Consider the following 18,780-nt stretch of genomic DNA (forward strand, 5'->3'; position numbering starts at 1 on the left):
TCTCTCTCTTTTGGTTTATCCTTACCGAATTAAACCACGTGAAAGGGGAAATATTTAGCTTTGGGAGGTTTTATCATTGTTACTTTTACGTATTTTTAGAGTCATAACGTATTAAAAGGGGTAAACAATTTACTACTCGGTTCTTTTAAACGCCATTTAAGTCTGGTGTTGTATAAAGTAATTCTTGTGGAATTAGTTTATACGGAGCTGGACTAGATGGTGTCGACCACGCCAAGTCATAATTATAACCACTTGGAGAAGGCTTGTGGAATGCTGCTACTACCTTCACTTTGATAATCTGACCCGCTTGAAGATACACTGGATAACTATTTTGAACAAGTACATCATTAACATAGATTTGTGGAATTACATTACTGTTAGCAGAATAAAATCTGTATGTTCCAGTATCTGTTAATTGAATGTATGCTGTTTTCTTCACGCGGAAACCCGCTGCAGGATCGATTCCTGGGTACGGTTGCTTGTTGTATTGACACCTAAAATCGAGTGTAGTGTCTTCAAATTGACTTGCAACAGGAATAAAATTCCCCATTGGTTGACGTCTTTCATACTCTGTATAAACGCCATGAACCAATTTGTCTGGCACAACGATATCTATACCTTGTAAATCGGGCGTTGTATAAAGCAATTCTTGTGCAATATGCTGTGCTGGAAAATTAAGGCCAATTTCTGGAGATTTCCAATAAAAATCCGTAACGAATTGACCCGCTTTACTTTGTGCATTCGTCGGGAAATTACTAACGACTTTGATCTTGATGATTTGACCAGCTTGCAAATTAACATATGGATAGGTTGGTTGAACAAGAACATCATCAATATAGACTTGAGTATTTCCAGTAGTACTTGTCATAAACATGTAAGTACCTGAACCACTTAGTTTAACATAGGCAGTTTTAATTACTCTAAAGCCATTATTCGGATTAATGCCTGGATAAGGTTCTCTGTTAAAACTACAAGTAAAATCTAAATTGCTATTTTCATATTGACTTGCAACTGGAATATAATTAATGCCTTCTCTTCTAAAATATTCCGTATAAACGCCATGAACTAATTTGCCTTCTGCTCTAGTGAGCGAATTTCCTTCATCAGCTGAAGCCACACTTGAATTGATACTAAGTAACGCAAAACAAGCAATTAAAGTACAAATAATTAACGGCATTTTCTTTCTTATTGTTGATACCATACATTTCCATCCCCTTTTTATTTTTTTGTTTACCCCCTTTTTGATTGTACCACTAAAAAATAACATGTAAATTGTTTATTTTTAATTACTTTTTGATAAGAATTAATTATTTACAAGTAAAAAACACAGGATCATTGCGTTTCTCTCTTTAAAAAATAGTCTCCCTTTGTACCATCCTTTAAAATAATTATCCTTCAGTTACTTTTTTATTCTTTTTACTTTTCTTTTTATTTTTACGTTTAGCTGCATTTCTTTTTTGAATACGTTTTCTCTTTTTTCGTTTCCGCCAAATAATTATAGCCAACATAAGGACTATTAAGGTGCCACCAGTTCCCATAATTAACCATAAAAGAAGGTTCGAATCTTCTTTTTGTAAATAGACAGATTCATCGTTGAATTTCTTTGCCACTTCTTTCGAAATCGTGAATTCTTTTTTTAACGCATACTTCTGTTTATCAGCTGTCACGTTCATGACAATTTCATAATTTCCAGCAATCATTTCAGTGTCTCTCATGTCAAAACCAAATCTTACTGTTGAATTAGGTGCCATCTGAAAGGCATCTTCTTTTCGAGCATAGATTACCTTATTCGTCTTTTTAGCGATCACTTTACCATCAATTGTCATTTTATGAATAATACTAGGTGCTTGATTTTGTAGGATCGCTTCAATAAAATTATGAAAATTCCGTTGTCCTGCTTCTGCCTTAATCAAGTCTAGTTTATTTTCAGTTTTTGTACTTGATTCCGTCAATATGATTGGAAGACTATAAGAAAAAGTATTGATCACGGATTTCTTTTGGTCTTCTTCAGACGATTGATACTTTTCTGAGAAGTGAAGTCCGCCTAATAATTGGCCTTCATAAGGAGCTTCTGGTACGCTTAACTCAGCTACTATTTCTTTACTCTCTTTTGCGCCTAGTTTCACTACAGGTTCCTTCACCTGTACTAGTTTTTTTATATCTATTAACATGCTACTATCTTTTTCTTTATCAAATTCTTTGTAGCTAATAACGCCACCATCACTAGTAGTTCCTCGTGTGACGTCAATAAAAACCTCTATCGTATGATCAGAATAATTCTTTACTTTTGCTTTTATTTCTTGCTTACTTCCTGGTATGACGTTTAAATCATAGTAACCACTTTCTCCTCTTTGCTGATTCTCAGGATAAATAGCCTCAACAGAAAAAGCCGCTCCTGTGCCTCCTTGTTTCGTTGACTCCGCAGCGTGTCCTTCGTTTCTTGAAAAAAGAAACAAACATAGTCCTACTAAGCATAAAATATATTTATTCAGTTTACGCATCTAACTGCTCCTTCTTGGAAATTAGAGTTTAAGATAAAAGTCCATAACGAGCAATACGTAAATGAGTATCCTCAAAAAACATGTAATTCTACCATCCACTCAATCATTATAAATCTGAGGTACAACTCAAAGAGCTATACCTCAGTTTTCCTATTTCATTTTATTATCCGAAAGGAATTAGTATTGGTTTTAATTCCCAATTTAATACAGCTTGATATTCTCCTGTTTCAACAGCTGTCTTCGCTGGCATTCTAAATGTTACGCCATCTGTAACTGAATCTGCTTTATACGTCCCGTTACCATTTGTTCCTAATGCTAGTGAATAATCACCAATTCCTTGAGCTCCTGACGAATCAGAACTTGCTATTGAAACTTCTGTTCCAGGTGTTAAAACTAATCCTGTAGCAATGTCTTTTCCAACCGCTTTTGAATGAATGGTTGGTTTAGTAGTACTTGAGCCTTCATAATTTGCATTTGTCAATACGATCTCGCCACCATTGATTACTTTGTTTTGATTCCCCGCACCAGTCAATGTAAATTGGCCTGAAGTTACTGAAACAGTCCAACCCGTATCGCGTTCTGTTCTCATATCATGCGTCGTGATCCATGGTGCACGATAAACCTTATTTTTATTCTCATCCCATGCTGCAACAACTTTCGCATTCGCAGTTACTTCTCCACTAGATTTTTTTTGTGAGCCAAAATCAAAATCTGGCACGACAACTAATTTTAAATCTCCTGGATTTTCATTGCCGCCTGGTTTATCTGGATTATCTGGATCTGTCGGATCAACTGGATTCGTTGGTTTATCAGGATTTTCTGGATCTGGAATATTATTTGTTCCATCATCCGTAAAGCTAATATTCCCATTTGTTGCGGCATTTGTAGCGTCTTTATAAGTTGCTGCATCTGCATTTAACGCCCCAATTCCTACTATTGTGGCCAAGGCGGCACCGCTCATTACTAATTTTGTCAATTTCATTGTCAATCTCTCCTTAAAAAACTTTTTTTATTATTAAAGTATTGATACTTTAGTAACCCATAATGAATTGTTTATTTCTTACTTCTCTTGTTCATCAACCCTAAAAATGCTATAAAAACGAATACTAGACCAATAACAAGTATAAAGCGCGTACTTGTCTCTCCTGTATTTGGAAAGCGCGGTTTGCTCGAAAGCTCTTTTGGTTTCTCATAAGTCTCTGTTTCTGTTGTATTAGACGAATCAGAAGTAGTAGTTGTTTCTGTATCGTCTGTTTCATAAAAGCGTATTCCCCCAACAGTCGTTATGTTCGCGGGACCATTGTACTCTTGTGCCATTGCTGAATAGTTCGAACTTAATAAAACGGTAAAAAGGAGCATGAAACCCATGATATACACTAATTTTTTCATATCCTAATCCTTTCTGTGTAGATTCTCTGTTTAGCTACTTTTTCAACACCTTCGTTCGCTTCTTCTTTTTCCTTCGTTGGTCTTTCCGTTTTCTTCTAGCACGTTTCTTTTTATATATACGGAAAAGTAAAACGATTAGAATCAGTAGTAACAAAACTAGAAGACCTATCAATATCAGAACTAGACGGTTCTCAAAAATAGTTTCTTTTTTGATACTTACATCTTTTTGGTTTAATTTCTTGGCTTCTTCTGATGTGATTTGAAATTTTTGGTCAAATTGCCAAACTCTTTCCTTTTGAGTAGCTGTTCCTTTAAACTCATACTTCCCAGCTTTAAACGGCTCACCATTTAGAGGAATCGGTAAATCAAATGTGCTATTTGGCGCAATCGACAGATTCTTTTTGTCTAGTGTTAACAGCGGTTCTTGAGAGCCGGATTTTGTTATGCTTCCTTTAAAGTCCACTGCTGATAAATAAGCTGGTTGCGCGTTCTCTAATAATAAACTAATAACATTTCTGGCATTTTCTTGATCCGTACGCACCTTTGTCAATGCTAAATCACCGAGTATTTCTTCACTATTATCTGTCGTTCTCAGAATCAAGGCAATTTCTCTAGCAAAATGATTTTTTATGTTCCCCTCTGTTTTAGCTGTTGTTTTATTGTATAAATATAATCCTCCAGCTAAAATACCCTCAAATGGCTGTTCTGGCATTTCCACCTGCAACTTTAGCTTATATTGTTCATGGGCTTTTAAAACGATCTCTTTTTCAGCAATGGTTATAATATCTTCAATGTTGTACGTTAAACCCGCATTGTTTGTTTCACTTTTAACCGAATAGGTCACTACACCTGCTCGATTTGTTTGAGCACGATTAATTGAAGGGACAACAACAATCTCCTTAGAGGAAGCATTCGTTAATATAACTTCTAGTTCTTGTTTTTGACTAGGTATCATCTTCAAATCAAAATAAGTGACTTCTTTTGTGTACTGATTATCAGGTAATTTGGCATCTGTTGTAAATCCAGCAAATGTTTCATCAATTGTGGCGTAAACAACTGTAGTTGTGCCAAAAAATAAACTGATAACGAATCCTATAACGAAAAAATTAAATCGTTTTTGATTGCTACTCATTGTTATCCCTCTCAAAATTTATCTAGTTACTCTTTTATGGTGCTGGTGTATCAGATAATGTCCAAGTCAATGTAGATTGATACTCTACAGCTCTTCTAGCAGTATCAACTGGTACAGCCAGCTCGAATTTTGATAATTCTAATGTTGAAATTCCATCACCTGTTGCTACTTTAGCACCAAATATCAATTGCTCTCCTCCAGCACCAGGAACTAAGGTCAGTGAATTATTGATTTTACCACTTGTAGGTCTTGTTCCTCCTGTATTCGTCGCAGAACCGGTCTTGATAGTTAATGCAGCATTCGTTAATTGTCCAGTTCCACCTTTTTCTGTAAATTGAGATGTTTGAACCACTTTCACACTCCAACCTGCTTTGGTTCCTCGAGCATCATTGACTGTCAGCTTACCAGTCGTAACTGGACCACCTTCCATTCCATTGTCAGTAGCTATCCAATTTTCGGCTGTTTTATTTTGAATTTTGTGTGCACCAAAGTTTAAATTGTCAGGTAAACCCGAGCCTAAACTTCCATCTCCAGGATCAATCGTCATATCCCCTTCTGTATAGGTAATTGTTGCATTTGTTGATTTCGTGTCTTTATCTACAGCTAATGATTGATTGGAAAACCCAATCGCAGTTAATGCTAATCCAGATAATAACGTTGCATGTATCAACTTTTTCATTTAAAATCCCCCTAAAAATATTTTTTATATTAAGCTTTTTCAAGCTTGATAACGTATTTGATCGAATCTATTGTGGAACATCTGAAAGTGTCCAAGTGAGCGACGAATTATATTGACTTATTTTCTTAGTTGTTTCTTTTGGAACAGTCAACGAAAATTTATCCAAAGGAATCGTTGTTTTCCCTGTTCCTTCTGTCGTTTTCGCTATAGCAATCGAATTTTCTACCCCGCTTTTTAACGAAACGACTTGTCTTATATAACTCGGTAAATTAGAAGCTGTATTCGTTACGCGACCGATTGCAACATCAAGCGTTGTATTCACCAAAGGACTACCATCAGTCGCAACAAAATCTGAGTTTTGCTTCACTTTTAATGTCCAGCCACCATTGGAACGCGTATCATCAATCACTACTTTTCCAACTGTTGGAAACCCATACTCTGTGGCAGTGAATGTTTCATTTCTAGAATTTTGAATTTTCGTCTTTCCAAAATTTAAATTTGTTGGAACTGTGCTACTGCTCATTGTTATATCTGCTTTTTTATTTGTTTTAGTTTTCTTGCTCTCAGGAGTCCAAAGTGGTTTAGATTTAGGATCTGGATACACTAATATTTCATGTTTGAGACTAACCACTATCGGGGTGCTATCAAGAATATACCCCTCTGGTGCTTTAGTCTCAATGAATGAATAATTTCCTACAAAAAGCTGATCAACTTGAACAATCCCTTTATTTGTTGAAACTATCCCTTCTTTCACCACTTCAATTGAATTATCTGGATTATTTTTTACTAATTTAAATTCTGCTCCTGGAAGAACAGCGCCAGTTGTCTCATCTTGCTTTGTCAATCTAACACTTCCCCAACCTCTCAAATATTCAACAGTAGCTGTTTGATTAGTAGAGGGTACAATGAACTCATGATAATTTGCTACTCCTACACGTGCATAATAACCAGCGCTTTGGCTTGCCCCAGCAGCAACCCGATACCTCCCAGCTGGTAGATCAGTAAATGTAAGCTGACCATTCACTGTCGTCTCTATTCTTATTGCCTCTGATAGATTATCGTAAGAAAAAAGCGCAATTACCCCATTAACAGGTATGCTGTGATCCTCTTTATCTATTGTATACACCTTGATTGAATAGGTAGCCGCTTTATTTTCCACAGTTGCATTTTTTGTTCTTGGTGACACCACAGTTGCTCTCTTAGACCGAGTTTTTTCGTCACCTTTTACTATTGATTTTTCTGGTATTTTAGTGTTTACTTTTTCGGTTGAACCATCTAAGAAAGGAACCTCTAAAACCGTTAATTCTAAATCGGATTCTTTCTTGGTCTCAAATTTAAATGATACTATCTGCTTTTTATTTGTGATTGAAGAATCTAGACGAGCAGTAAATTCGATATCTGCTTCGTGTTTCTTTGATTCGACGAAAAAATCACTTACTTGAAACGACAATCGCTTTGACCCCTTAGCGTCTGTTATCATTTTCCATTTCCCTAAGATATTTTTGTCTTTATCCTTTACTTCAACTGGTTCTTTACTGCTTGGGGTAAGATAGGGAAGGTTCGTAGTAAATGTTTGATTCTTTGTAAGCTTCATCTCATCGGGGATTGATAGATGGTATTTCACTTGAAAAACATCATCATAATTAATTGATTCTCCGTTTTTAAGCGAGTTTTTCGCTACAGTGCCCGTTTGTTGCTCGATTTTTGATAAACTAACATTTTGGAAAACTGATGACTCTTTATCTAGTGTTTCATTCGCTGCATTAATCTTTGTATTCCCAAACAAATTTAGACATAATACACCTAAACAGCTAATCAAAAGGACTAGACTCATTTTTTTTCTCACGTTTAACAACTCCTAATAGATATGGTATTTTGAAAAGAAAGCCCGATTCAAGGCATTTACAAACACTCCGTTTATACAAGCATTTTATTTAATTGGAACCCTTTCGTTCGGATTGTTCGAATTAAATCCTTTCCTTCTTCTCCTAATTTTTTCCGAATCAGAAAAATGATATTCGAGATACGGTACTGTTGGACTTCCCGCTCTCCATTACATAAATAATCGGAAATCTGTTGATATGTAACAACTTCACCCGCATGATCATAAAGAAAAGAAAACACCTGAAACTCCAATCGTGTAAAACTAATTTCTTCCTGACCATTAAATGACAAACTGTGTGCTTCTTTATTTAGAATGACCAACGATGAGTTTTCTGGCTGAACGAGACACCCTAATATATTTTTCATTATAATAAAGTCATTCTCTTCTTCTTCGCTATCCCTAACAAGAATACCGTTAGCCCCTAAATGAAGACACAACTTCCGTTCAATCGGTGTCATAGGAGTATCTGTATACAACCATATTGGAACGCCACACTTTTCTTTCTTCAAATTAGTCAACCACTCTAACCCTTTGATTGTATGATTGTTTATTTTTTGATTTACATTTATTAAAATCCCATCAACTTCACTTAATTGGTCCATTTTTTTGATTTCTTTTGATTCAAACCCATAGGAATGAAGTTTCTCGCTCATTTCTAAATCAAAAGAATAGTCCAACATGATTATTCCTAATGTATACATTAAATAGGTCTCTCCTTGTTTCATATTTTTACTTAAAATATGAAAAACAGCTAAATCTCTTGTCCTATATGAAAAAAAACATGATCTGACGGCGGAAATGACGGCGGGGAAAATAAAAAAAGCTCTGTTTATGTTCAACACTGTTGTCGAGTAAGGAATGTTAGCTTCTATATAAAAAATAGATTTGCTTTATCCTACTCAATTTAAAACGTTAATTTATCTAATTTTTGAATAGCTATGCGGTTTTCTTCTAAAAATGAACTGGTGTACGTATCTAATGTCAATTTTATAGATGAATGACCTAACAGAGAACTAATGGCAGCAATATTTACCCCGAGTTCTACACATCTAGTGGCAAATGTATGCCTCAATGAGTGGAACGATATATCTGTCAATCCAAGTTGACTTTTTATCTGATCAAATCGATAACTAACTGTCCTCGGTTCAATGGCGTGTCCCTTATTTGTAATAACGAATGATGACTGAGATTCATCTTTCCACTGCAGCAGTGCTTTTTTTAATTTTAAGGAAAGTGGAATAAAACGATTGGAGTTTGGTGTTTTTGGTGCTGTTTCAATAATTTGGGTTTTATTTCCAGAGTCATCAGGCAAACAGATTCTTTGTTTCGTTCTACTAACATGAATAATAGAAGAATCGAAATCAATGTCGTCCCATTTTAATGCACATATTTCACCAATGCGCATTCCGGTTTCTAAGGCTATTAATATAGGAAGTCCTCTTTTCGTTTTCAAACTTTCCAGTTCGATTGCCTTGTGCTCTGCTCGCGTGAGCGCACGAACTTTTTCTTTTTTAACTTTTGGTAGAATCACTCCTTCACATGGATTGGAGGAGATATAGCCACGTTCCTTTGCTGCTTCAAGGCAGCTTTTGACTATACGAAAGATGACATGAACCGAGCTTACTGATAACTTGTTAGATAATTGATTGATTACTTGATCAATATCGTTTAAACCAATTTTCTGCAGTGATCGGTGCTCTAATAAAGGTAAAATATGTAGATCCATTTTGTTCTTGTAACTTGCAAAGGTACTTTCTTTTATCTTTGGCGCCATAATAGAGGTCATCCAAATCTTAGTCCAATCTCCAAATGTTCCGTGAAATTCTTTTTTGCTTTTGGAATAGAACATACTTGTTTGAACTTTTTTCTCAAATAGTTGTTCTTTCACAGAACGATAAGAATATGCATAAACATACCCATAATGAATTGAACCATCAGTCTTTCTTGCTTTTGGGTATCGACCTTCCCATCTACCATCTTTTCGTTTATAAATATTTTCTCCTTTAGCCAAAAAATCAAATCCTTTTCTGTAAATTTTGACGGCGCAATTGACGGCTTTAAAAAACAACCTTGATTAACCTAGGTTATTTAACAACATGATAAACGAAATTCTCATTTTTTTATATTAATATGCTAAAAATTGAGAATTTCCATTTAAAAAAACTCTTGATTTACTGATTTCAAAGGGATATACTGTTTCTAGTTAAGAGATTTCATGTTTTAAGTAAAAATATGAAACGTAATCATTTGATTACATAAAGTTATTTTTAACGAACTAACCTATCCGAATTATTTCATTCAGTCAAAAATAAAATAACAAAAATGATATAAATCATAAAACAAGAAATCTATATATTTGTAACAAAAAGAATAATTTTTCATTTATTCAAGTTATTATTAAGAGAGAATTATGCCATTTACAACTATAACATAGAGTAATGTTTTAAATACTCTAAGATAAAAAAGATTCAAAAACCGGTTATTCTAATCATGAGCAATTAGGATAATCGGTTTATCGTTTTGGATGTATTCTATTCCGTCTAGAAAAAAGAGATTTCTTACTAACTATCGGATGATTATTCAATACACGATAACTAAATAAGAGCTTTTTATCAAAAACATTGATAAAAAGCTCTTATTTTAATGGTATTTACTCGTTGATCCCTGTATTTTGCTCAGCAGATTTAAGCTCCGTTAACACTTGTTATTAGGCTTCATATTCAATCACATACGGATAAAGAGCGGTATTATAAATGGCTTCTGAAAACTCAACGATTTCCTCTGATAGCCCAATAGATTTTCTAATACGTTTTAATCCATTCTTTTCAGATGTAGCTAGAATTTCTTGTTGTTGTTTTGTTAATTCAATGGTTTGGAAGCTATCTTCGAACTTGATGATCTCGATGCCGTGTTGATCCATTAGTCGATACAATGATTCCTTTTCAAAATCTTCTAAAGGTACATCTGCTAAACTACTCGGTAAAAAATAGTTAAAGTAGATGTACGGTTTCTCATCTAGTGTATATAAACGCGAAACTTTTACTGCATGCTCACCTAGAGATTGATACACTGGAGAATCAGGTGCTAACGTTACTTTTTCCAAATTCAAAATTTTCTTAGCTACTTTTTGTCCAGACTCATTTAAATATTCTGTAAAGGTTCCCGCTTTAGACAATTTATTGTAAGGACGATTACTCAACACAGTAGTTCCCTTACCGCTTTTTTTCTCCACTAATTCTTCTGACGATAATAACTCGATTGCACGACGAACTGTGATTTTACTTACATCAAACAGCTGCTCAAGTTCAGCCTCTGTTGGTAATAATGACCCTACGGGATAGGTACCATTCATGATATCTGATTTAATTTGATCTGCTACGTCTAAATACAATACGCTTTTTCTTCTCATGTGATCCATCCTTATACTCTTTATTTAGTCTATCGTTTTATTTTAGTTTATTCGTTATTCCGTTAGATTATCCTCATTCTAATCGTATTTGCCATTTAATTCAACTTTTCATCTATCCAAACGATAGTATTTCATACATTATACCAAAGATTCCATTTATGGAAAACGAATTTAAAAAGTAGTCTACACAAAAGATACATCATTAGTCGATCAAAAAAATGGAGCCAGCTTTTCAGCTCGCTCCATTTTTTATTCATACTTATTTTGGCTCTGAATCATGATCTATCGGCATATCTTCTGGTACTGGTTCAAGAAAAACTTTTCTTGGTTTACTCCCTTCAGACGGTCCAATTACACCATGATCTTCTAATTCATCCACTAAACGTGCTGCACGATTATACCCGATTCTAAAGCGTCTTTGCAGTAAGGATATACTTGCTGTCTGCATTTCTACGACTAAAGCTTTCGCTTCTTCATACAGTTCATCTTGTGATGCTTCGCTACTACCACCAGTGTTCTCTTCTTCTGTTGGCATCATACTTTCTTGATAGTCTGCTTCCTGTTGTTCTGTGACAAAGGCCACGATTCGTTCAACCTCATGATCGGAAATAAACGCGCCTTGCACACGGATCGGTTTATTTTCACCCATTGGCAAGAACAACATGTCTCCTCGACCCAGAAGCTTTTCTGCTCCATTACTATCAATGATAGTCCGTGAATCCGTTCCACTTGAAACAGCAAATGCCATTCTAGAAGGAACATTCGCTTTGATGATTCCTGTGATAACGTCCACACTTGGACGTTGTGTTGCCAAAATCATATGAATTCCAGCAGCACGAGCCATTTGCGCTAAACGAATGATAGCATCTTCTACTTCATTGCTAGCAACCATCATCAAATCTGCTAACTCATCAACGATGACTACAATAAATGGCAAGATCGGACGATTTTCACCGTCTTCTAAATTTTTTTGAATGACTAACTCATTGTAACCAGAAATATTTCGAACCCCAGTAGCGGCAAATTTTTCATAACGGAATTCCATTTCCTGCACGACTTTTTGCAATGCTTGTGCAGCTTTTCGTGGATTTGTTACGACTGGTGTCAACAGATGTGGAATCCCATTATAGACATTCAGCTCAACCATTTTTGGATCGATCATCATTAATTTCACTTCGTGTGGCTTGGCTCTCATTAAGATACTGGAGATAATCCCATTGATTGCAACAGACTTCCCACTACCGGTTGAGCCTGCAATCAGTAAATGAGGCATTTTAGCTAAATCAGCTGATTGAACCATCCCAGAAATATCTCGTCCAAGTGGTACTTCCAACAATTTATCTGGATGACTTGGTTGTGCTTCAATGATATCTCTAAATGAAACTGTACTTACAGTGCTATTTGGTACTTCGATTCCAATCAGAGATTTCCCAGGAATTGGTGCTTCCATCCGTACATCTTTTGCAGCAAGCGCTAAAGCAATATCATCTGTTAGACTAACGACTTTGCTCACCTTCACCCCAACTGCTGGTTGAATTTCAAATTTTGTAACAGCAGGTCCAAGACTTGCTTTGACTACTTTAGCATCAACACCAAAACTTTTGAATGTTTGTTCTAACACCCCAATATTTTTTTCGATTTTTTGGTACTCTCCACTTTGATCCGCAGATGGAATCGAATCTAATAGTGTTGAAGGTGGGAGTTCATAATCACGATCTTCCGCTTCTTCAGAAATTTCAAAGTTTAATTCGCCGCCTTCATCCATTTCAGATTCGACAATAGTTTTTTGTTGGACAGGCTGTGTTTCAGCTTGGCTTTGGAAACTGTCGATTGGCACAAGTGTCAGTTGCTCTGGTTCCTGTGCTTCTTTTTCTTCTTGCTCCCTTGCTTTTTGGGCTAATTTTTCACCTGGAGTTAATTCTCTTACCTCATTTTTTAGACGTTCTTGAGCACGTTTCTCCACTTCAGCCTGTTTCGCCGCACGTTTTTCAGCTCGTTTGGCTTCTTTTTCAGCTTGACGCTCTGCACTTCTAGCCGTTAGGCCACTAAGCATTTCCCGAATGCTTTGCAATCCGTTCATTACTTGCTGAAAATCAAGCATACTCATTAAAAATAGGCCTAATGCAATCAATAAAGCAGCAATTAGATAGCTACCAAATTGTGCAACTAAAAAGAACGTCACGCTATACATTGCAGCACCGATCATACCACCACCGACATTTTGAGCCACAGTACTGGCCTTTAAATCCATTCTAAGAAATTCCCATGTTGTTCCTATAATATCTGGCGTTTGCGTTCCTACATTACGAAACATATACGCATGCAAAAATAGCACCACACCCAAGTAAACAAATACACCACCGATCATCGGTCGACTTTTTTTGATAGGAAACTCTTTCCCAAAAATAACTAGAGAAAGCCCGTAAAGCATCAGTAATATAGCTGCCACTGGAAATGTATTTCCTATAACCACACGTAAACCATTGGCAATCAAAGTGCCAAGAAATCCTAATTTTAAAAGTCCAAATAATCCGAAGAAGATAAAAAAGATACCGAGAAAAATGAAATTAAGATGCTCTTGCTGTTGTTGCTGTTTTTTTGTTTTTTTCTTTTTTGCACTTTTCCTTTTTTGTGCCATCTAACATCCCTCTTCTCAATCAGTATCCATTATACCTAAAAAACGAGCCGAACAAAAGTACCCCCATTGTTTCTCTTAAAATTTTAATGTTTTAGTTTCTATTTTTCTACTTACTTTCGTGTGGTGATCCTTTTTTTAGGTATCCCAATACCAGTTAGCCCAGAAAGGATCGATAAAATAGGACAGAATACTATAAAGAAACTAAATGGTGCATAACTTAATGTAGAAACTTGTAGTGTACTTGCCATGAATACCCCGCTTACTCCCCAAGGAATCAATGAGTTTAGAACCGTTCCTGAATCTTCCAAGGCTCTAGATAGCACTTCTGGTTCAAGTCCAGCTTTATCATATCTTTCTTTAAACGCCCGTCCCGGTAAAATGATCGATAAATATTGTTCGCCAATCATCACGTTCGCCAAAGCACCGCTGAAAACTGTTGCCGCAACTAAACTCCCTGTTGACTTTAATTTATCCGCCAGCGGCGCCATCAAAACAGTAATCACATCCATTTTCATCAGCAAACCACCTAAGGATAAAGTCAATAAAATCAATGAAACAGACCACATCATACTTTGGATACCGCCACGAGTTAATAAGGCATCGATTTGTTCCATCCCTGTTTTTGATACAAACCCATTTTCTAAAATCGAACTCAATTGTTTTAAATCAACATTTTTTGTCTGAACCATATACATCACACTGGAAAGTAAAATCGTGATTAGTAATGAAGCAATTGCTGGAACACGTTTGATTGAGCAAAGAACAAGTAACAAAATCGGTAGAAGCGCCCACCAACTGATTGCAAAATTATCCTGTAAGACATCTAAAAATTGCGTTGTTTTAATTTCTGTTTGGCCAATTTCTGTTTGAAATCCAATAATTGCATAAAGGATAAATGACATAATAAAAGCTGGGACCGTTGTCCACATCATATTTTTAATATGTTTAAATAAATCTGCTCCAGCAACTGCTGATGCTAAATTCGTCGTATCTGATAGAGGAGACATTTTATCCCCAAAAACAGCTCCTGAAATGATCGCTCCTGCTAAAATAGCAGAGTTGAATCCCATCGAAATCCCCATCCCCATCAACGCTAAGCCAATCGTTGAAACGGTTGTAAAAGCACTTCCAATCGAAATTCCAACCACTGCGCAACTGACAAAGGCCGAAGGCAAAAAGATTGTTGTGCTGATAACTGAAAAACCTGCATACATCATCGTTGGAATAACACCACTGGCGATCCAAATCGCAATCAAAGCGCCAATCAGAATAAAAATAATCATTGGTACAATGCCTGTTTTTACACCTTCTATGATTCCTTCATGGATTTTATCCCATGATGCTCCTCGCCATTTACTCCAACCAATCAATAAACCCAATGCACACAATACGGGAAAAATTGGACTCATCCCGACACCAATCACACAAATACTGATAATCAATAAAAGGGCCAAAAATACAACTAATGCTTCTTTTACACTTAATTCTTTCTTCATTTACGATCCTCATTCTTTTTAAAAATTTAATTATTGCATACAAAAAATCCCTGACAATCACAAATAGACTGTCAGGGACGTATAATAGCGAGAAAAAGCAACTTCCTTTGGAAACAAGCGCTTTTGTCTCAGCCGCAACCTACACGCGGTACCACCCAAATTGAAATTAAAAAATAATTTCCACTCAAAAGACGCTAACGGATCTTACCCGAATCTATTATTTCGCTCCAGATTTGTACTTCAAGTATTTGCTTTGGTCAACTTCCATCTACCGTTGACTTTCTGTTATTTCAAAACAACGCTCTACTATAATCTTTCCTAGCGCTTCTTGTTATTCCAACTGTTAACGGTAAAAATCAAAACGACCCTTCGCTAACATTTCTTTGATGCCGCCTGTTTCGAATAATGAACGATCCATGATTACTTTTTTGATCACTGATGCTGGATAGCCTTTAACTTCCATTTTTCCAACTTCACCGAAGGCATGGCTATTACCGATTGAGGCAACAGAACCAAGTGATTTAAAGGTAAATTCTTTCGTTGGTTCACCTTTTAGTTGTGCTTTGATATTCTTACCTGCATGCTCACCCATTTTAAGTGAAATTTGCGCAGTTGTTGGATACGGACGGTTCGATTCTTTATCCATCACAGCAGAACAGTCCCCAATGATATAGACATTACTATGATTTGCATCCGTTAGATCTGATTGAACCATCACTCGTCCGCGTTTTGCTGCAAAACCAGAATCACCCACTACATGGCTACCACTTACTCCCGTCGTCCAAATAATTGTTTTAGCGTTTAGTTCATTCAATTCATTTGTTTCTTGATTATCTAAATAAACAACAGTATCTTGTTTGATTTCTTTGATTGGTTTTCCAACTAAGAAATTGACACCCCATTTTTTCAAATGATCAATCCCGTAACCTCCAAGTTTTTCACTAAACATTGGCAATAAACGTGTCACTGCTTCAACGCAATATAATTGAATTTTTTCAGGTTCAACGCCAGCAATAGTAGCTAGTTTTTTCTTTCCTTCATGTAATGACCCTAATAATTCGATTCCTGTAAAACCAGCTCCACAGACAACGATTTTCAGACAATTTTCGTCTTTCGTTTCTTTGTATGCTTCCATTTGTTCCGTTAGATGTTGATAGACTTTTTCTGATGTTGGAATATCGACCATTTTTAATGAAAATTCTTCAACACCAGGAATCCCAAATGACTCTGATTCATAGCCTAATGCTACGATCAAATAATCATAAGAAATCGCTGCTTGATCTTTCAAATGAACGAGTTGGTTTTCACTATCAATTTTTTCTACAGTTCCTTGTACAAATGTCGTGCAAGCAGATTTTACAACATCTTTAATTGGATAGGTAATTCTTTCTGACGTTTGGATTCCTGCTGCAACTTCATGGATATCCGTTGCTTCGAAGTGGTAATCATTTTGATCGACCAATGTGATTTTTAATTCGTGGTCTCCTTTTTGTAATTCATGTAGCGCTCTTAAACCGGCATAGCCAGCGCCTAAAATAACGACGTGCTTACTCATTTTTAAAATCCCCTCTTAACCTTTTTATTTTATTATTTAAGCCATAATCCTATGGCAAAAAATACAACTTGTGCTAATGCTCCGACTGCTAAAATTTTCACAGCGCAGATAAAAGTTTTTGTTTTGACTTGTTCGTGTAAAAATACCTTTGTTTGTTTCCAAATAAATGGCACGACCAAAAGCGTGAGCAACATCGTAATCGGTGTTAACCCTAATACAACGCTTAACACGATCGAAGCAAAGGCGATCACGATCAACCCCACAAATAAACCAATCGACGTTTTTTTCCCTAGATAATGAACTAAGGTAAAACGATGGTTCATTTCGTCTTCTTCTAAATCACAAATATTATTCGCCAACATTAAATTGGCAATCAAACAAGTATTGGGTAGCGACACTAAGAAGATACTGCCAAGATTGCCCCATGTCCACTGAAATGAATCAAATGTATTGATATAGACACAAATCAACATGATCATAAACCCCATCGTAAATCCCGAAAAGAATTCACCCAAAGGTAAGCTTGATAATGGTTTAGGTCCAGAAGAATAAAAGATGCCAATCAAGTAGCAATACAGTCCTAACCATAACAATGGCCAACCGACAATCATAGACAGACCAATCCCCATCAATGCAGAAATGGCCACCATCCAAATGATCCAACGACGAATCATCGGCAAAGATAAATTTTCTCGCCCAATGATATTCGTCTTCTGTTTGTAATCATGCCCGTCTTTAGCATGATGGTAATCATTATAGTTATCTAAAATATCAACAGCCATATTGAAAATAAACATCGCAATAAAATAAATAAGAACATACCCTAAATGTAAATGTCCATAATGATACCAACTAAAACAAATTCCCAAAAGAAAGGGCAAAATACTGGCTGTCTTTGCTTTTAGTTCAACTAATTCAAAAAATACTTCTCTATTCAAAGTATACTCCTCTCTCCTTACAATATTTAGTTTTATGCTCACAGAATAATTTACTTGTATTTCATCACTAACATCGTATACAATCAATAGTATTGAATTACTGAAAGGACTATTGTGTTATGAATGATTTTTGGAAAGAATTTCCTATTATCCAACAACAATTAAATGAAACTTGTGAACTGATCAAACATCAAGTTAAAATACGAAACAAAGATATCGAAGCCGCTCTGATCGAGTTAACCAGTTCAGGCGGTAAATTACTACGCCCAGCTTTCTTTTTTTTGTTTACCCAAATCGGCGATGAGCAAAAACAAGACCGCACACAACTGATTAAAATCGCCGCTTCTATCGAAATTCTACACATGGCGACATTGATACATGACGATATCATAGATGACTCTCCACTGCGTAGAGGAGCTGTGACGATTCAATCCCGCTATGGTAAAGATATTGCTGTTTACACAGGAGATTTATTGTTTACTGAATTCTTTGAATTACTAGCCGAAACGATGAATGGCTCTGATTTTCTACATACAAACGCTTCTGCAATGAAACGACTTCTACTTGGTGAATTAGATCAAATGCACACACGCTACAAAACAGACATGAGTATTTCCGATTACTTACGAAGTGTCAATGGAAAAACAGCTGAATTATTTTCTCTAAGCTGTCTGGAAGGCGCTCATTTTGGTTACGCTTGTCCAGAGGTACAACGCTTAGCCAAACGAATTGGTCGGCATATTGGAATTGCTTTTCAGATCTATGATGATATCTTAGACTATACAGCAGATGTAAAAACCTTGAAAAAACCAATTTTAGAGGATCTGGCACAAGGTGTCTATACATTGCCTTTGATTTATGCAATGCAAAAAGCGCCCGAACGCTTTGCCGTTTACTTAGAGAAAGGGGCTGCTATCACAGCCGAACAAGCAATTGAAACAGCTCAACTGGTTCATGAGCTAGATGGCGTCAATGATGCCAAAGTATTTGCGCGACGTGTCACTGAAAAAGCCTTGACTGACATCGAAAAATTACCAAATTGTCTAGGGAAAGAACAATTAACTTTGTTGACAGAATTATTACTGCAACGCTCTTTTTGATACTCAACTTCACTTTTTAAACGAATGAAGTTAAAACAGAAATAGTTCGTTAAAGTTA

Annotated in this window: 15 protein-coding genes; 1 reads left to right on the top strand and 14 read right to left on the bottom strand. The window is 36.0% G+C overall.

The genetic code is table 11. The features are described 5' to 3' along the window. Window positions 1-145: 145 nt before the first annotated feature. The 14 genes from AC1PU0_RS12030 to AC1PU0_RS12095 form a co-directional block, all read right to left on the bottom strand. Entirely contained in the window at window positions 146-1,201 is a 1,056-nt protein-coding gene (locus AC1PU0_RS12030; protein WP_206849396.1) for a PA14 domain-containing protein, read from the bottom strand. A gap of 187 nt (window positions 1,202-1,388) precedes the next feature. Next, window positions 1,389-2,501: a WxLIP family cell surface protein gene (locus AC1PU0_RS12035; protein WP_479998411.1), complete on the bottom strand. Its 1,113-nt coding sequence runs from the start codon at window positions 2,499-2,501 to the stop codon at window positions 1,389-1,391. A gap of 163 nt (window positions 2,502-2,664) precedes the next feature. Continuing rightward, window positions 2,665-3,483, bottom strand: a complete 819-nt coding sequence (locus AC1PU0_RS12040) for a WxL domain-containing protein (RefSeq protein WP_206837367.1) — start codon at window positions 3,481-3,483, stop codon at window positions 2,665-2,667. A gap of 71 nt (window positions 3,484-3,554) precedes the next feature. Further along, on the bottom strand, window positions 3,555-3,890 hold the full coding sequence (locus AC1PU0_RS12045) for an LPXTG cell wall anchor domain-containing protein (protein WP_479998412.1): 336 nt from the start codon (window positions 3,888-3,890) through the stop codon (window positions 3,555-3,557). Between the two features lie 34 nt (window positions 3,891-3,924). Beyond that, entirely contained in the window at window positions 3,925-5,022 is a 1,098-nt protein-coding gene (locus tag AC1PU0_RS12050; RefSeq protein ID WP_479998413.1) for a WxLIP family cell surface protein, read from the bottom strand. Window positions 5,023-5,056: 34 nt separating this feature from the next. Further along, window positions 5,057-5,701 (bottom strand): WxL domain-containing protein, encoded by a 645-nt coding sequence (locus tag AC1PU0_RS12055; protein WP_430597460.1) that lies wholly within the window; start codon window positions 5,699-5,701, stop codon window positions 5,057-5,059. Window positions 5,702-5,768: 67 nt separating this feature from the next. Further along, window positions 5,769-7,547: an MSCRAMM family protein gene (locus tag AC1PU0_RS12060; protein ID WP_430597461.1), complete on the bottom strand. Its 1,779-nt coding sequence runs from the start codon at window positions 7,545-7,547 to the stop codon at window positions 5,769-5,771. A 71-nt stretch (window positions 7,548-7,618) separates the two neighbouring features. Next, a complete protein-coding gene (locus AC1PU0_RS12065; RefSeq protein ID WP_206837354.1) occupies window positions 7,619-8,287 on the bottom strand; it encodes a winged helix-turn-helix domain-containing protein in 669 nt (222 codons plus the stop codon). Between the two features lie 203 nt (window positions 8,288-8,490). Next, entirely contained in the window at window positions 8,491-9,597 is a 1,107-nt protein-coding gene (locus AC1PU0_RS12070; RefSeq protein WP_206849403.1) for a tyrosine-type recombinase/integrase, read from the bottom strand. Window positions 9,598-10,293: 696 nt separating this feature from the next. After that, a complete protein-coding gene (locus AC1PU0_RS12075; protein ID WP_479998414.1) occupies window positions 10,294-10,995 on the bottom strand; it encodes a GntR family transcriptional regulator in 702 nt (233 codons plus the stop codon). A gap of 259 nt (window positions 10,996-11,254) precedes the next feature. Beyond that, window positions 11,255-13,633: a DNA translocase FtsK gene (locus AC1PU0_RS12080; protein WP_206849406.1), complete on the bottom strand. Its 2,379-nt coding sequence runs from the start codon at window positions 13,631-13,633 to the stop codon at window positions 11,255-11,257. Window positions 13,634-13,743: 110 nt separating this feature from the next. After that, on the bottom strand, window positions 13,744-15,129 hold the full coding sequence (gene nhaC, locus AC1PU0_RS12085; protein WP_206849407.1) for a Na+/H+ antiporter NhaC: 1,386 nt from the start codon (window positions 15,127-15,129) through the stop codon (window positions 13,744-13,746). Window positions 15,130-15,472: 343 nt separating this feature from the next. Further along, window positions 15,473-16,684 (bottom strand): NAD(P)/FAD-dependent oxidoreductase, encoded by a 1,212-nt coding sequence (locus tag AC1PU0_RS12090; RefSeq protein ID WP_479998416.1) that lies wholly within the window; start codon window positions 16,682-16,684, stop codon window positions 15,473-15,475. Between the two features lie 32 nt (window positions 16,685-16,716). After that, window positions 16,717-17,622, bottom strand: a complete 906-nt coding sequence (locus AC1PU0_RS12095; RefSeq protein WP_206849409.1) for a prenyltransferase — start codon at window positions 17,620-17,622, stop codon at window positions 16,717-16,719. A 119-nt stretch (window positions 17,623-17,741) separates the two neighbouring features. On the opposite strand from AC1PU0_RS12095, the gene AC1PU0_RS12100 reads away from it, so the two are divergent. Then, window positions 17,742-18,722, top strand: coding sequence for a polyprenyl synthetase family protein (locus AC1PU0_RS12100; protein ID WP_479998417.1), 981 nt, complete (start codon window positions 17,742-17,744; stop codon window positions 18,720-18,722). The last annotated feature ends 58 nt before the right edge of the window (window positions 18,723-18,780 follow it).

It is taken from the genome of Enterococcus sp. XAF26B05_ASV22 (assembly GCF_056727285.1).

Excerpts from the sequence above, each read along its gene's own strand:
- AC1PU0_RS12030 (WP_206849396.1), bottom strand. The coding sequence starts at position 1,201 with ATGGTATCAACAATAAGAAAGAAAATGCCGTTAATTATTTGTACTTTA.
- AC1PU0_RS12035 (WP_479998411.1), bottom strand. The coding sequence starts at position 2,501 with ATGCGTAAACTGAATAAATATATTTTATGCTTAGTAGGACTATGTTTG.
- AC1PU0_RS12040 (WP_206837367.1), bottom strand. The coding sequence starts at position 3,483 with ATGAAATTGACAAAATTAGTAATGAGCGGTGCCGCCTTGGCCACAATA.
- AC1PU0_RS12045 (WP_479998412.1), bottom strand. The coding sequence starts at position 3,890 with ATGAAAAAATTAGTGTATATCATGGGTTTCATGCTCCTTTTTACCGTT.
- AC1PU0_RS12050 (WP_479998413.1), bottom strand. The coding sequence starts at position 5,022 with ATGAGTAGCAATCAAAAACGATTTAATTTTTTCGTTATAGGATTCGTT.
- AC1PU0_RS12055 (WP_430597460.1), bottom strand. The coding sequence starts at position 5,701 with ATGAAAAAGTTGATACATGCAACGTTATTATCTGGATTAGCATTAACT.
- AC1PU0_RS12065 (WP_206837354.1), bottom strand. The coding sequence starts at position 8,287 with ATGTATACATTAGGAATAATCATGTTGGACTATTCTTTTGATTTAGAA.
- AC1PU0_RS12075 (WP_479998414.1), bottom strand. The coding sequence starts at position 10,995 with ATGAGAAGAAAAAGCGTATTGTATTTAGACGTAGCAGATCAAATTAAA.
- AC1PU0_RS12080 (WP_206849406.1), bottom strand. The coding sequence starts at position 13,633 with ATGGCACAAAAAAGGAAAAGTGCAAAAAAGAAAAAAACAAAAAAACAG.
- nhaC (WP_206849407.1), bottom strand. The coding sequence starts at position 15,129 with ATGAAGAAAGAATTAAGTGTAAAAGAAGCATTAGTTGTATTTTTGGCC.
- AC1PU0_RS12090 (WP_479998416.1), bottom strand. The coding sequence starts at position 16,684 with ATGAGTAAGCACGTCGTTATTTTAGGCGCTGGCTATGCCGGTTTAAGA.
- AC1PU0_RS12100 (WP_479998417.1), top strand. The coding sequence starts at position 17,742 with ATGAATGATTTTTGGAAAGAATTTCCTATTATCCAACAACAATTAAAT.